The sequence below is a fragment of the Methylobacterium sp. CB376 genome (genome assembly GCF_029714205.1).
Taxonomy (GTDB): Bacteria; Pseudomonadota; Alphaproteobacteria; order Rhizobiales; family Beijerinckiaceae; genus Methylobacterium.
Map to the genome: position 1 here is coordinate 1,630,734 of NZ_CP121648.1, position 14,055 is coordinate 1,644,788.

Here is a 14,055-nt window from a genome sequence, read left to right on the forward strand (position 1 = left end):
CGGAGCGTCATGTCATGCGCATCCTCTGTGTTCATCAGGGTTTCGAGTTGTATGGATCCGATCGTTGCTTTCTAGATTCCGTGCGCGTGATACGGGCGTCATTTCCACATGCCCACGTCGCCGCCGTCATACCGCGCCCGGGTCCCATCACTGCGCCGCTATCAAGCCTCGTTGATCACGTGACGTTCGGAAAAATCTGGGTACTTCGCAAGCATGGACTTTGGAAATCTTTGCTGCACGGCCCAATTTCACTTCCAGTGGCCGTCGCACGGGCGGTTACGGCCTTTCGAAGCGCCGACCTCGTGTACATCAACACGGTGACCGTGTTAGATTATTTGCTGGCGGCGGCTTTTTTTCGCAGCAAAGCGCTCCTGCACATTCACGAAGCTCCGGGGGGATTGGCGGGGGTTGGATTCGGTGCCCTCGTGCGCAGCCTCAGGGCTGCAACGATTTTCAATTCGGAAGCGACGCGCTCCGCCTATCGTCCGTCACGAAAAGCACCGTCGTACGTCCTCTACAATGGCGTCGACGCGCCGGACGTCGCCGATCCTTGCCGCTACGACGGCTCGCGGCGATTGCGCATCTTGATGATCGGGCGAATCAGTCGCGGGAAGGCGCAGGATCTCCTTCTTGATGCATGTGAGCGGCTGCCTGCCTCCGTCATATCAAAGATCGAAGTGAAAATCGTCGGCAGCTCTTTCGGGAGACGACGACAGTTGGAACAGCTTCTCATCGCACGTGCGAGGAAGATTGTGCCTCCAGATGTTTTCTCGTTCGAGCCTTTCACCGCAGATCCGGCGAAGCTATACGAGTGGTGCGACCTCGTGATCGTTCCATCTCGGGTCCGCGAAGGCTTCGGACGCGTCGCAACCGAGGCAATGGCACACGGACGAGCGGTCATCGCGGCCAACCATGGCGGCCTCACCGAGATCGTCGAGCATGAAAAGACGGGTTGGCTATTCACGCCGAACGACCCAGCCGCCTTGGCTGAGGTTATCCAGGTCGCGGCAGCGTCGCCCGACCAGCTGCGGCAGTTCGGCCGGGCCGCGCGACGGCGTTTCGACACCCATTTCGCAGCTCCCCTCATCGATTCGCAGCTGCGTAAAATCCTACGCGAGCGGTGCCCGTGACGGTCGATCAAACCCGGAGCACGCGGATGTCGCTACAAGCCAGCCGCCTGACCACGCAGCTGCCGATATTGCGAGATCGCGGAGTTAATCTCCGCGAAATACTGAGCGTGTTGAAACGCCGTCGGGCTATTTTCCTGGTTGTTACCTCGATCGTTCTATTTTCCGTGATAGCCTACCTGTTCATCGCACGTCCTACGTTTACCGCAACAGCGCAGATCCTTCTCGACCAGCAGCAGAGAATCGCCGACGATGTTCCCAGGGAGCAGCTACCGTCAGAAACTGTAAGCGCGATCGTCGAGAGCCAAGTTCAGACAGTGGCGTCCCACGAAATTGTGAGGCGTCTTATCGCAAGCGAGCATCTAACCAGCGATCCGGAATTTGCTTCGCGGGGACTTGTATTGCAAATATTGCATTCCGCTTTGGGCATGATCGGCACAGCGGCGTACGAGGAAGGAGATCCAGAAGCGCGCGTACACCAAAATGTTCGCAACGCGATCTCAGCACGAAGGCTTGATAAAACTTTTGTTCTCGAGATCAGCTTTGAATCGCATGATCGGCAAAAATCTGCGCGGCTCGCGAACGCCACCGCGCGCGCCTTTATCGCCGACCAGGTTGAGGCGAAAGTGGCCGCGAATCGCCGTCTTGCGGCGTCGTATGAGGCGCGTCTACCGGAGTTGCGAGGGGAATTGCAACGAGCCGAACAGGCGATTGAGACTTACAAGTTTCAGCACAGTACGGTCGTTCCCTCCGGCGGCCCGGCCACGCTCGGCGGAAATGAGGCCCTTGTCGGGCTGAGGGAACTCGAGCGGGAAGCAGAGACGAGTCGCGCCCTGTATGTCTCGCAACTGGCACGTTCGAGGAAGGCGTTCGAACAAGCGAATTTCTACGTTGCTGACGCACGCTTCATTTCCCCCGCAATCCCGCCAGCGCGCCGCAGCTGGCCGCCGACGGGAGTGTTGCTCGTTGCTGGTCTCTTTGGTGGCATGAGCGTGGCCGCGGGCGTCGCGTTGCTGCGCGATCATTTGGACACTCGCCTCTTTACGAAGGAACAAACCGAGTCGGAAACGGAGTTTCCGGTCCTCGCCGACATACCAGAAGCTCGGCCAAATTCACCCGACATCGCGCGTTGCAATCAGGGTGCGTTCCTGCGTATCTTGGACTCTGTACGCGAGCATTCAGAGAGAAAAAGCACCAGAATTATACTTCTTACTTCGTCCGAACTGGGGGAGGGTAAAAGTACAATAGCTATAAACCTGGCGATGATTGCTGATAAACTCGGAGATAGCGTCCTGCTCGTTGACTCGCCGTTCGCCACGACGGCGACGTCGGTGGCGGGGGAGCACATCTGGTTCGTCGACTCGCCCTTCATCGTGCGAGCGGCGCTCTTGCCGTCGAGTGCCGGGATCAAGGCCACGAGTCAGAACGGAGAGGCGGCGCATCGTCAGGCGGCGCATCACCCACTCGTGCTACAAGGCGACTCCGCACGAAGAACCAGCCTACGAGACCAAATCGAATTTTTGCTGAATTCGTCGACGCGAAAATTCGATCTCATCATCTTGGAGCGAAGCGCGGCCAACGACGACTGCGTTCTCCGTGACATGAGCCACATCGCACACTCGATCATCATTGTGGCGAAAGCCGGTCGAACTCGGGTCGGCGACATTGCTTCGATCTCCGAAACACTTGGATTGGGACGCAAGCGAATCGCTGGTGTGGTACTTAACCGCACTCGGCGGAAGTCGAGGTTGCTGCCGTGACCTCAACACCCTCGCCCGCGGCGCTGATGAACCATCGCGCGCGGTCCGACCGCGCCTCGCTGGATCCAGGCGGGCCCCTCTTCCTCCTCACGGTCGGCGTACTTTTCGCCGTTCCAGGAGGACTCCTGTGGGAGCTTGGACTCAATTACGACGGCATCACCGGCTCGATAATGTCGAAAATTCATCCCTCGTCCTACTTGGCTGCCGTTAATGTCGTAATTGTCATGGCGCTGAAGCCGAGTTCAGCGTCACCGTGCCGCCGCCTGCTTGAGAAGTATGGAGGTTCCGTTCTGCTCTTTACTTTTACGATTGCAGCTTTAGGTTTTGCGGCGATCAGCAGGCGACCAGGCCTTGCGGGTTTGGTCGATACATTTTGCGTTCCCGCACTGCTCGCCATCACGGTGGAGGAGGTGTCGGAAGCAACACGCAGACGTGGAGAGTATCTTTTGCATTGCATTCTTACGTGCAACGCGATATTGACTATCTACGAGGCCGTAACAAATCACCACATTTTTCCCTATCGGTACGAGGGGCAGATCCCCGTCGAGCTGCGGCCGGCAGGACTACAGAATCACGCTTTGTCCAATGCGGTCGTTATAGGAACATACATCACGATACTCGCGTATGGAGCCCCGTTGCGCTTGCGGACCGGTGTGCGTGCGACGTTCATCGTACTTCAGCTGGCCGCTCTCATTTTGACCGGCGGCCGTGCAGCAACTGTGATCATTTCATGCTTCCTGCTCCTGCGCGGCTTGCAAGGGTGCGCGCGCGTTCTTGCCGGACGGCGTTTCTCGAGGGCTGAAGCAGCGCTCCATTTGACAGTTATTCCTCTTGTCCTGCTCTTGGTCGTCGTACTCGTACATCAAGGTGTATTCGGAATCTTGCTTGATAGATTTAATGAGGACAGCGGCAGTGCGATGACACGCGCGAAGATGTTCCGCATGTTCACATATATTCCCTTTGAACAGATCATGTTGGGACCCGATTTGCAAACCGTCGACTACGTTCGGCGCCGCGAGGGGCTTGAACTCGGGATTGAAAATCCTGTTGTCCGATTTATCTTGTACCAAGGAGCGGTTGTTACGATGATGATGATCGTCGGTGTCGCGTGTTTTCTGGTCCAGATTGCACGTTCAACTGGCCATATCCATGTGGCTCCGCTAATTTATTTCTTAGCGGTAATATCGACTTTCGAAAGTATCGGCACGAAAGGAAGCTTACTTGCTAAATACGCCGTAATGACCGCTGTTCTAACGAATTTGAGGCCTATTATGTACGGCCGCCGATGACCAGTCCGGCGTGCAGCGCGAAGCGACGCTTCACGGCGCAGATCAGAAAAGGGTACGATCATGTGCAACGAGGAAGACGCCTGCCGGATCACAGGCGCATCTCCCCGCCGCCCCGCGGTCGGAGCCCGCTGTGGTTGCCGTATTGCTGCGTGATCTCGTCGGTGGTGGAGGAGGTGAAGTTGCTCGTCGCCGTTCGAGTTCCCGAATCCTCAGACAGAAGCTGGCACTGCGATCTCCTCAAGAGGATAAACGCCGTTCCCATGGTCACGGCGCAGGTCATCTGGGGGGCGAGGCAGAAACCGCTTCCCTTCGCTCTCAGGTGTGTTTTCGATCCGAGCCGCGAAAGATCGACCTACGAAGCAGCCGCCTCGGAACGTTCAAGTATGGTCGAGCAAGCGAGTTCGTCCGAAGCGGATTCGCCCAAGCCCGACATTCTACTGGATCTATGTGGCGGCGTTGCGGAGGGCTATTGTCCGACATGGTCGCTGATGGCTGATGGCGAGGACGTTGAAAGCGGCGTACTGAGCTCCATAGTGCGGGGACGCGCACCAGTCATCTACATTTTCGACAGATCGGCCGGCGATGTGATTGCGTCGGCTCGGCCGCACACGGAAGCGAATGGTAAAATTTATCAGGTATTCGAAGAATACATGCAAGTTGCTCAGCGGCTGGTCTGTGGGGCGGTCGCGGGCTGTCGGACATCGGTCGGTGACCGGCCGCCGAGAGTGGCAGACGAGCTAGGCTTGGGAGATCTGGCCCGTTACGCGCGATCGCGCCTAACCCATGACGTCGTGAAGGGTGCCTACCGTACTCTCTGCTACGCACCACATTGGCGGGTTGGCTGGCGGATCGTGGACGGTGCGGACATCGTGGACCTTAAGGAAATGCCCTGTACTGCCTGGAACGAGTTACCGGACGATGGCTTTCACTTCTATGCGGATCCGTTTCCAATTGAGGTGAATGGCAGAATCGTGCTTTTCGTCGAGGATTTTGACCACCGGGTCGGCCGCGGAGTGATATCGGCTGTGGAGTTCAACTCTTCAGGTCCGGTGAGCAGACCGGTTCCGGTTTTGTCGTCCTCTGCTCATTTCTCATACCCGTTCGTCTTCCAGCACGATGGGGAGATCTGGATGGTTCCAGAGAGTGCGTCGGCGCGGCGAGTGGAGCTCTACAGGGCGAAGAGATTTCCTGATGTTTGGGAGCACGAGGCGGTGCTTCTGAACGATGTCGAGGCAAGCGATGCGACACTCATCCGGGTGGATGGGCGATGGTGGATGATGGCGACCGTACGCTTTGAGGGCGGCTCTTATTCGGACGCCCTATGCCTCTGGTCAGCAGAGAAAATCACGGGGCCTTGGATTGCGCATCGGAAGAACCCTGTACTGGTCGATGCGGCAGCTGCGCGACCGGCCGGCCGCGTAGTGTCGCGCGGGGGCAGCCTCATACGGCCGGTCCAAGATTGCCGCCTCGGATATGGAGCTGCACTCGCTCTGGCGAAGATCACGCGGCTCGACGAGGCGGCCTTCGAACAGTCGGTTGTCGCATCGATCAAGCCTGGCCCCTCCTGGCGAGGCACTCGGCTTCACACTCTTAACCGCGCTGGTAAGCTTGAGTTCATCGATGGATCGTCCAGATCGTACAAGGCCGGAGCGTATCTCAGACGTTGGACGGGGCGTCGACTGCGCGAGGGCTCGTCTGGGGAAGCGGAGTGTCAAAGCGTTCTTGCGGGAAGCAGGTGCGGCTGGCCGATGAGGTCGTCCGCCGCGGAAGCGCCTGCTGGCTGGTGTAGCAGATGAGTGAGCGCACTCGCGGCAGTGATCCCGTGCACGACGCTGAGTTCCGTCAAAGAACTTCGGCCCGCACGAGACTGTCATCGCGCGCGGGACGCGCAGCATCGCTTCGGCGGAACGTGAGATATGCGATCGCGGCGTCATAGAATTCGGGTGCTACGATGTTCGTCGGTTCGGCTCTCGTTGTACTTGGTCAGCTTAATGGGCTCGGCGTTGTCCGCAGTCTGGGTGAAGCTGGGGTCAAGAGCTGCGTTGTCGATCGCAGCCGAATGGCGCCTGCACTTTGGTCGCGTCATGCACTGCCTATTGTGAGCGGCAACATGTCGGGCGAAGGTTTTGTCGAGACCCTTCTTGGCCTCGGGAAAAGCTTCAGCGAGCCGCCAGTGCTTTTTAACACGGACGAGATGTCTGTTCTGCCGATCTCGCGCAGCCGCGACAGGCTTGCCAGCGCATTCAAGTTCCGGTTACCTGATCACGAGATCCTATGCACGCTCCAGGATAAGGCGCGCTTCCACGAATTCGCGGTGTCGCAACGGCTTCCTGTCCCTGGCACGGCACTGATTCGACGCGAGGCCGAGATCCGAGAACTGGGACGCCTCCGCTATCCGGTTGTCGTCAAGGCTGCAAACAAAGGCGCAGTCCATGCAGGCAAAATGCCCGGCCTGATTGGCTGCGCCTGCGAAGCAGAAGCTGCGTCCGTATGCGGCAGATATTTGGAAGACTCGGAGGGCTTGGTAGTTCAGGAATGGATCGATGGCGCGGTAGACGAGATATTCTTTTGCCTTTTTTATTGCGGTAGCCCTGGCGATGCGACTGCTATGTTTACGGGGCGGAAACTCGCCAGTACTCCCCGTTTCGGGTTGACGGCGTATTGCCAAGCGGCTCCAGAAGCGGCTGGGCTCTTGGAGCCATTAACGCGAAATTTCATCGAATGCGCGAAGTATGTGGGGTTAGGTAGCGTTGAGTACAAATGGGACAGGTCAAGGAGCAAATTTCTCATCGTTGAGCCGACTGTCGGTCGTACCGACATGCAGGAAGAAATCGCGACGCTAAGTGGCGTTAACATTCCTCTGATCGCATATAGGTATGAGCGTGGGGAAGCTGCACACGTTCGCGGAGCAGTTAGTTCGGGCGTTGTCTGGAGGTCGTCATGGTTGGAGCCGCTTAGAGGAGTAAAAGCCAAAATACCCCATCAGGCGGTGGTGTATGACGGGTTTTGGCGTCGTGACGATCCGCTCCCTGGTTTCGCGAGATACGGATTTAATCTATGCAGCAGCTTGCTTAAAAAAGCTCGGAACGTTCGCATGCTCACGAGAAATAGCTGAGCTTGTGTTGATTGGATCCGATGGTTTGATAAGCTTGCGCGCTGTTGACCTGAGGGCCTCGGCCTTGGCTCAAGCAGTCTGCCCGTCAAGCTTGTTCACGGTCGAATTGCATCGGTCTGGTTAGAGGCTGCAGTCGGCCGAATATCGTCTCGCCATCGGGATGTGTGCGGGCGAACCGACGGCTGAGGTTGGGTCGGGAGAAGTGAAAGGGAGCCACTTCGCCTGAACCTTGGCGGTCCAGCTTGTCAGCGCGGAGGCACCTGCTAGGTTTTGTCCTCCGGCCGGCTGCAGCACGTCAGCTCGCACCTCTCCGAAGGAATTCAAAGCGAACGGCAGGTTGATCATCGCGTTGACCGTGGAGCACACACCATGGCTCACGACTCCGATGCCACCGGCAGACTTCGGCTCAATCGATTGCGGACCCGTGCACGACGGATCGGGATCAGCATTTCAAAGGGCCGCGGCCTCAAGCGAGACGCCTTCATGCTTTACTACACCGACTTGGACCTGCCTCTGTGCGGATGGGATGAGCACGGCCTGACGCTCAATCAAGCCGAGCACATCATCGCGATTGCCGAGCAGGCCAGAGGCACCGGATCTGCGCGCAACCTCGCGCGCAAGGAGCTGGCTGCGGTTCCCCTCGGAGCTTCAGTTGGTCCAGGCAATCTGGAGTCCTCGGTCGAGCGGGGCACGGCGTCGGTCTGACCAGGGGCTCGACGAGGCGGCCGCACATGCACCGCGGCAGGACCGCCGCGGCGGAGCTCCGCGCCCTCACGTCGGTGGAGTGTCGGTAGCCGGGAACACGCGGGGGGCTGCGCATGGACCGCGCGACTGATCCTCCCTCGGTTTGACGGCTCTCCCGCGCATTGCGTGGAACGGCCGCCGTGACGTGGGTGGCCCTGGCTGATTCGCGGACGGGATGGTCCTCCGCTCATCCCTGCCGGGCTGCGCCATCGAGAGCGTCACTCGGAGCGCCGATCAACTCGTCATCCTCGCCCATGTGCGCCGCGCTCATGCTCGATGCCCGGCCGGCGGCACGCCCAGTTCCGCCGTTCTGCGAGCGAAGATCCGCGACGAGGGCTTCGTGCGCAACAAGGCGGTCCACCTCGCACTCGGGGTGCGGGCCGACGGAGGCAGGGAGATCCTCGGGCCGTGGATCGAGACCAACGAGGGCGTCAAGTACTGGCCGCGCGTGATGACGGAGCTGCGCAACCGCGGGGTCGAGGACATCCCGCCGGCGGTGGTCGATGGCCTGAAGGGCTTCCTGAAGGCGGTCCTCTCGGCCTTTCCGGACGCCGCAGTTCAGACCTGCATCGTGCATCTGCTGCGCCACACTCCGGACTTCACCTCCTACAAGGACCGCGAGTCCGTCGCGGCGGCGCTCCAAGGCGGTCTGCCAGGCCAGCGATGCCACAGCCGCGGGGAGGGCGCCGACGGCGTGCGGGGAGAGCGACCGGGGCCGCAAGTACGGCGCCATCGGTCAGAGCTGGCGGCGGGTGTGGGGCGAGGTCATCCCGTTCTATGCCTTCCCGGCCGAGGGGCGCCGAATGGTCTACACGCCGAACGCCATCGAGGCTTTGAACGCCAAGCTGCGCCGGGCGGTGCGGGCCAGAGGTCGTTTTCCCTCGGACGAGGCCGCGCTGAAGCTGCTGTTCCCGGTCTTGAACCGCTCCGAAGGAGTGGAGGATGGTGCCGCGCGAGTGGGCCATGGCCGAGGCGGGGCTCGCTATTCTGGTCGGCGAGCGCTTCACACGGGCCATGGCCTGAGCAGGTGTCAACGGGCTTCGAACCTTCCGCAATTTCGGGCGCGCAATTTTCCTCAGATCGGCGGGCTCGGCGGTCAGGCGATGCCGAGGTGAGCACCTCCATTCTTGGGCGGGCGTCCGCGCCGACGCGGAGGCGGGGCGAGCGGCGGAGCCTGCAGGGCTGCCTTCGAGCGGATGTGCTCGGGCATGAGCGCGGTGTGCTGGCGCAGCCGGTAGCTTGAGCCCTCGATCTGCACCACCACGGCGTGGTGAAGCAACCGGTCCAGCAGCGCGGTCGCCACCACCGGATCGCCGAACACCTCCCCCCACTCTGCAAAGCCGCGGTTCGAGGTCAGGACCATCGCGCCCCGCTCGTAGCGCGCGTTGACGAGCTGGAAGAACAGGTTGCCCCCGCCCGGCACCACCGGCAGGTAGCCGATCTCGTCCACGATCAGCAGCGCCGGCCGGCAGAAGTAGCGGATCTTCTCGCGCAACGTTCCTTCCCGCTCGGCCCGCGCCAGCGTTCCCACAAGGTCGGCCAGGGTGGTGAAGTACACGCTGCGGCCCGCCTTCACCGCCTCGACCCCGAGGGCCACCGCCAAGTGGCTCTTGCCGGTGCCGGGCGGGCCGAGGAAGTGCAGCACCTCGCAGCGGTCCACGAAGCCCAGCTCGGCCAGGGCCAGGATGCGGGTGCGGTCGAGCGAGGGCTGGAAGGCGAAGTCGAAGCCCGACAGCGTCTTGACCGTCGAGAGCCGCGCCATCACCAGCGCGGTCTTCACCCGCCGGCTCTCGCGTAGGCTCAGCTCCTCGCTCAGCAGGGCATCGACCGCCTCCAGCGCGCTGAGTTCGCCGCGCTCCAGCCGCCGCACGGTGGTGTCGACGATCTCCAGGGCGCGCGGCATCTTCAGCCCTACCAGCGTGGCCTTGATCCGCTCGACCAGTGGGGGGATCAGCTCGCCAGTTCCGCTCATGCCGCGTCTCCCCGGTCGGTCCTGGGCACGCCGGCTCCCGCGAGTTGGCGGGCTACGGCGTCGTAGATGGCCAGCGGGCGACGCGCGACCTGGTCGCCGGCGCGCCTGACGACCACCGGCTCGGCAGGGTCTCGTGGCTCGGGCGGGGGAGATCGCGGCCGCCGATGGGCTGGATCGACCTGCGTCAGCCCACGCCCTTCCAGGGGCAGGTGGCAGGCAACGAGCTCACCCGCCTCGTAGATGCGGATCTGATCGGCCAGCACGTGCACCTCCAGGGCGCGGCGGCGGGTGGTGTCGGGCACGCTGTAGAGATTGCCCGCCACCGAGACGAAGCCCTCGTGGGTGACGCGCCGCTCCAGGCTGAGCACGGCTTCGTAGGGCACGGGCGGCAGCGCCCGCAGCTGGCTGCGCTCCTCCGCGAAGGCGTCGGCGACGATCCGCTTGGTCGTGGCGTGCCGGCGGGCGTTGGCCACGGTGTCGAGCCAGTGCCGCAGCTGGTCGTTCAGGTCGTCGAGGTTGCGGAACGAGCGGGCGAGGAAGAAGTCCTCGCGCAGGTAGCGGAACGGGCGCTCGACCTTGCCCTTGGTCTTGGCCCGGTAGGGACGGCAGGCGCGCGGCAGGAACCCGTAGTGGCGCGCGAGATCGAGAAGGCTGCGGTTATAGATGACCAAGCCGTCGGGATCCTCGCCGATCACGGCGGTCTTCATGCGGTCGTAGAGGATCTCGCGCGGGGCGCCTCCAAGGGCCTGGAAGGCGGCGATGTGGCAGCGCAGGACCGTCTGCAGATCCTGGTGGACGACGAAGCGGGCCCAGAGATAGCGCGAGTGGCCCAGCACCATCGCGAACAGCCAGACGATGCGGGTCACGCCCGGCTCGTCGGCGAAGACGACCTCGAAGCGGGCGAGGTCGACCTGGGCCTGCTCGCCCGGCGGGGTCTCGAAGCGGCGCTCGATAGGCAGAGGAGCTGAGGGGCGAAGCAGGGCCACGGCTCGCTTCACGGCGGTGTAGGCCCCTGCGAAGCCGCGCTCCTTCAACTCGCGCCAGAGACGGACGGCCGTAAGCTGCGGGTAGGCGGCCAGGCGCTCGCGCAGGTAGGGCAGGAAGGCGTCGGTGGCCCGCGCGCGGGGGGATCGCGGTCCGTAGACGGGCGGCTCGAGGCCGCGGGCGATGTACTTGGCGACGGTCTTGCGGTCGAGGCCGAGCTGGCGGGCGATGGCGGTGACCGAGAGGCCCTGCCGGTGGAGGTCCAGGATCGTCATGAGTTCCCCGAGGCTGACCACCGCGCCGCTCCCTCCCGCCACGGGGACCAGCTTCGGTGAGACGGCCGCCGCGCGGGCATCCCGCCTCAAACAGGAGGCTCAGGGGCGGCCGGGAGGGTGGGGAAAATTGCAGGCCCACAAGTGAGGAGGATCCAACGCCCGCTCACACGAATACGCTCGGCGGGCCGGCGTCGAAGGCACGATTGCCCAGGGTGTGCGGTCATCTCGGCTCCGACGGACGCCGTACTTTGGGCACGCGAAGACGCACCTTGCCCACCTGATGACGGCAGCCGCGATGAACTTGGCACGCCTGCTGCGGTGGCTGGCGGACGAACCAAAGGCGCGAACACGGCACTCAGCCTTTGCGCGGCTGCATCAACTCGCGGCCTGACTGAGCTGAGCCGAATTCGCCACCAATATCAGAGTGACGAAGAACCAGGATCCAACGCCCGCTCACAGCCGCGCGCGTGGACGGCAGCAGCGAGCACGTCGAGATCGTGTGCGACTGGGCCGGTGGCGCGCAGACCCGCCACGCGCTGGTCCGGCCCGTCCGGCGGTTCGAGCAGCTGCGCGGGTGCGAGCAGGTGCTGGCCACGATCCGCGACCTGCGTGGGCAGGGCTGCTCGGCCGCGGCCATCGCCGAGCGGCTGAACGCCACCGGCTGGCGGCCGCCCAGGCGGGAGGCGTTCGACGCGTCCATGATCCAGCGCCTGGTGTTCCGCCACGGGCTGGGCAGCGGGCGGCCGATCTGGAGCGGCAACGTCCCGCGCGAGCCCGGCGCCGAATGGACGCTGCACGAGGCGGCCAAACGGCTCGGCGTGCACCGACACACCGCCTACCGCTGGCTGCAAGAGGGGCGACTGCGGGGGCGTATGGCGGCCCGCGGGACGCAGCGCATCTGGCTCGTGCAGATGAGCGGCGACGAGCTGGACCACGTTAGAGCGGCGGCGCTGTCGCCAGGCAACAGGAACCGGACATAGAGAGGCAGCATGGAAACGCAGTGGAGCAGGTGTTCGCGAAGCTCAAGGCGCTGTTGCGCAGTGCGGCCGCCCGCACGATCCCGGATCTCTGGGCGGCAATCCGGCAGGCCTTCACCTGCTTTACTCCGCAGGAATGCCGCAACTACCTCTACCTCACCTCTGCCGGATACGAAAACGACTTAGCCGTCGCGATCTGACCGGGAATAGCTCTAAATATCTCGACCCAGATGGACCAGAGCCTCCTTTCCTGAAGCCCGCAGGCTGTCTCAGATCATCCGGCGACGGACAAGAAACGCGGCAAACAAAAAAGTTGTTGACGTTATCTTGTTCTCAGCCTAAAGTTGTCAATTGCGGCTGATAGAGGACGGGTGTGGCTCATTTTTTTGTACAGTTTTTACGTACAAAGGGAGTGAGGCATGGAAGATGTTCTCCGCATTCGATTCAGGCCATATGAAGAGGCAACGAGTATAGAAGACTATCTTGCCGATCTGCTAATAAAATACCATGCTAGCTATCACGAGCCTGACAGTAAATACGGCTCGATGTTTAGTCGTCAATACTTATTCGCACATACATCTTTGCCAGATTATTTGCTAGTTGTTCCAAGCAAGTGTTTTGATTGTAGTATATTTTACATAGTCAGGCATGCAGACTCGGACAATCCTGAAATAATCGGATCAAATCGTGTCAAAAATCTCAGTTTCTATTTACATAGAAACACGATGTATCGCGGCGCCCGAATGATTTCTACAGTTGTAGACGGCGAATGGCTCGGGTACGTATTTAATGGTAAAGAATATTGCGCGAGCACACCTTCTATTGTGAATGAGAGTTTCAATCAAAGTTTGTCTGCGGAACAAGCAGTTCCGAACCCATGGAACGCAGATTACCCGGCGGAAATTTTCGCACAACCAGAGTTCGAATTGACAGGCTTGGACCCTTCGCCGGGAGGATTATCCGACCAAGCACTTCTTGTGCCCGGCAAAACCTTGGAGGGGGCTGCGAAAATGTTTTCAGAGAAATGTAGTGGAGGAGACGAATATACAAATAATTGTGCTCACTTTCTTTCCAACGCTTTTATCAAAGCCGGCTTCACTGAGTTACGCGATATAAGAACTAATAAGTGCATTAAGGCAAGATGTGGAACAAGTGCTAGTCGGCCGATTCGCGCGCGGAACATGTGGTGCTGGTTTCAAGCAAAAGCTAGACGCCACGAGCGCATGGTCGAGCCAAATACGGGATTTTGGGCAGTATTCCAACATATAGAGGGCGGATACTGGGGAGGACATGTGGTTATTATCGATACAAACCGATGGAAGTATTACGGAACAGGATGGTATTCTGAATGGGATCAGTATGCGTTCCAGTGGTAAGATGCCTAATATCTCCAAGATATAGTCGCTAATTCTTGTTCCTGGTTCTCTGGTAGGCCTGACAGCACAATGGTATTAGCTCATTCATTTTTGTATATATGCGCTAACCTCATGAAGAGCCGCTACAACGAGCTAAACGGAGTTCCTAAAAATGGAGCAAGACTCGCCTGTGCTGTCTCCAGCCGAATCTAAAACTATCTACCTCTCCCTCGGCATCATCTTAGATGAAAACCTTGTGTTGGTGGCAAGGAATCCCCTTCCCGAGCGTCTCCGCTACTCGTGGCCGCCGGTGAAGGCATATCTAGCATCTAATTGTTCGCCTCCAACTAACGACTGTCCAGACAATGTCTTTTCTTTAGATTGTACACACTTCGTGGCCCACGCGCTAAATAAATCCGGCGTCTTTGTAAAAGTACCGTCGGCGGATTGCGCATCA

General features: G+C 60.6%; 10 protein-coding genes and 3 pseudogenes. 11 read left to right on the forward strand and 2 right to left on the reverse strand.

Annotation, left to right across the window (positions count from 1 at the left end):
* Positions 1-14 precede the first annotated feature (14 nt).
* The 7 genes and pseudogenes from QA634_RS07395 to QA634_RS07425 form a co-directional block, all read left to right on the forward strand.
* Positions 15-1,130, forward strand: coding sequence for a glycosyltransferase family 4 protein (locus tag QA634_RS07395; RefSeq protein WP_012331382.1), 1,116 nt, complete (start codon positions 15-17; stop codon positions 1,128-1,130).
* The gene (locus tag QA634_RS07400) at positions 1,127-2,887 is read left to right on the forward strand and encodes a GumC family protein (protein ID WP_150108597.1); all 1,761 of its coding nucleotides are present in this window, start codon (positions 1,127-1,129) and stop codon (positions 2,885-2,887) included. Before QA634_RS07395 ends, QA634_RS07400 begins: the two co-directional genes overlap by 4 nt.
* Positions 2,884-4,176 carry a VpsF family polysaccharide biosynthesis protein gene (locus tag QA634_RS07405; protein ID WP_012331384.1) on the forward strand — a complete coding sequence of 431 codons (1,293 nt, stop codon included), beginning with the start codon at positions 2,884-2,886 and terminating at the stop codon, positions 4,174-4,176. The genes QA634_RS07400 and QA634_RS07405 overlap by 4 nt, the downstream gene beginning before the upstream one ends.
* Before the next feature lie 161 nt (positions 4,177-4,337).
* Positions 4,338-5,972 carry a glucosamine inositolphosphorylceramide transferase family protein gene (locus QA634_RS07410; protein ID WP_150108598.1) on the forward strand — a complete coding sequence of 545 codons (1,635 nt, stop codon included), beginning with the start codon at positions 4,338-4,340 and terminating at the stop codon, positions 5,970-5,972.
* A gap of 155 nt (positions 5,973-6,127) precedes the next feature.
* On the forward strand, positions 6,128-7,291 hold the full coding sequence (locus tag QA634_RS07415; RefSeq protein ID WP_012331386.1) for a carboxylate--amine ligase: 1,164 nt from the start codon (positions 6,128-6,130) through the stop codon (positions 7,289-7,291).
* 369 nt (positions 7,292-7,660) lie between these two features.
* A complete protein-coding gene (locus QA634_RS07420) occupies positions 7,661-7,996 on the forward strand; it encodes a hypothetical protein (protein WP_265576555.1) in 336 nt (111 codons plus the stop codon).
* Positions 7,997-8,345: 349 nt separating this feature from the next.
* Positions 8,346-9,058 (forward strand): annotated as a pseudogene (locus QA634_RS07425) (IS256 family transposase); the annotation flags it as partial.
* A 73-nt stretch (positions 9,059-9,131) separates the two neighbouring features.
* On the opposite strand, the gene istB reads toward QA634_RS07425, so the two are convergent.
* Together istB and istA are read right to left on the reverse strand one after the other, a co-directional pair.
* On the reverse strand, positions 9,132-10,007 hold the full coding sequence (istB, locus tag QA634_RS07430) for an IS21-like element ISMtsp8 family helper ATPase IstB (protein ID WP_012290057.1): 876 nt from the start codon (positions 10,005-10,007) through the stop codon (positions 9,132-9,134).
* Positions 10,004-11,287 carry an IS21-like element ISMtsp8 family transposase gene (gene istA, locus QA634_RS07435; protein WP_012290058.1) on the reverse strand — a complete coding sequence of 428 codons (1,284 nt, stop codon included), beginning with the start codon at positions 11,285-11,287 and terminating at the stop codon, positions 10,004-10,006. Before istA ends, istB begins: the two co-directional genes overlap by 4 nt.
* 148 nt (positions 11,288-11,435) lie before the next feature.
* Here istA and QA634_RS07440 point away from each other — a divergent pair.
* The 4 genes and pseudogenes from QA634_RS07440 to QA634_RS07455 form a co-directional block, all read left to right on the forward strand.
* Positions 11,436-11,657 (forward strand): annotated as a pseudogene (locus QA634_RS07440) (transposase); the annotation flags it as partial.
* Between the two features lie 76 nt (positions 11,658-11,733).
* Positions 11,734-12,246, forward strand: coding sequence for an excisionase family DNA-binding protein (locus QA634_RS07445; protein WP_043700930.1), 513 nt, complete (start codon positions 11,734-11,736; stop codon positions 12,244-12,246).
* Positions 12,247-12,260: 14 nt separating this feature from the next.
* Positions 12,261-12,443: pseudogene (locus tag QA634_RS07450) on the forward strand (IS630 family transposase); the annotation flags it as partial.
* Between the two features lie 219 nt (positions 12,444-12,662).
* Positions 12,663-13,619, forward strand: coding sequence for a hypothetical protein (locus QA634_RS07455; RefSeq protein ID WP_012331388.1), 957 nt, complete (start codon positions 12,663-12,665; stop codon positions 13,617-13,619).
* Positions 13,620-14,055: the final 436 nt, after the last annotated feature.

Coding starts and splice junctions, on each gene's coding strand:
- QA634_RS07395 (WP_012331382.1), top strand. CDS start 15: ATGCGCATCCTCTGTGTTCATCAGGGTTTCGAGTTGTATGGATCCGAT.
- QA634_RS07415 (WP_012331386.1), top strand. CDS start 6,128: ATGTTCGTCGGTTCGGCTCTCGTTGTACTTGGTCAGCTTAATGGGCTC.
- QA634_RS07420 (WP_265576555.1), top strand. CDS start 7,661: ATGGCTCACGACTCCGATGCCACCGGCAGACTTCGGCTCAATCGATTG.
- istB (WP_012290057.1), bottom strand. CDS start 10,007: ATGAGCGGAACTGGCGAGCTGATCCCCCCACTGGTCGAGCGGATCAAG.
- QA634_RS07455 (WP_012331388.1), top strand. CDS start 12,663: ATGGAAGATGTTCTCCGCATTCGATTCAGGCCATATGAAGAGGCAACG.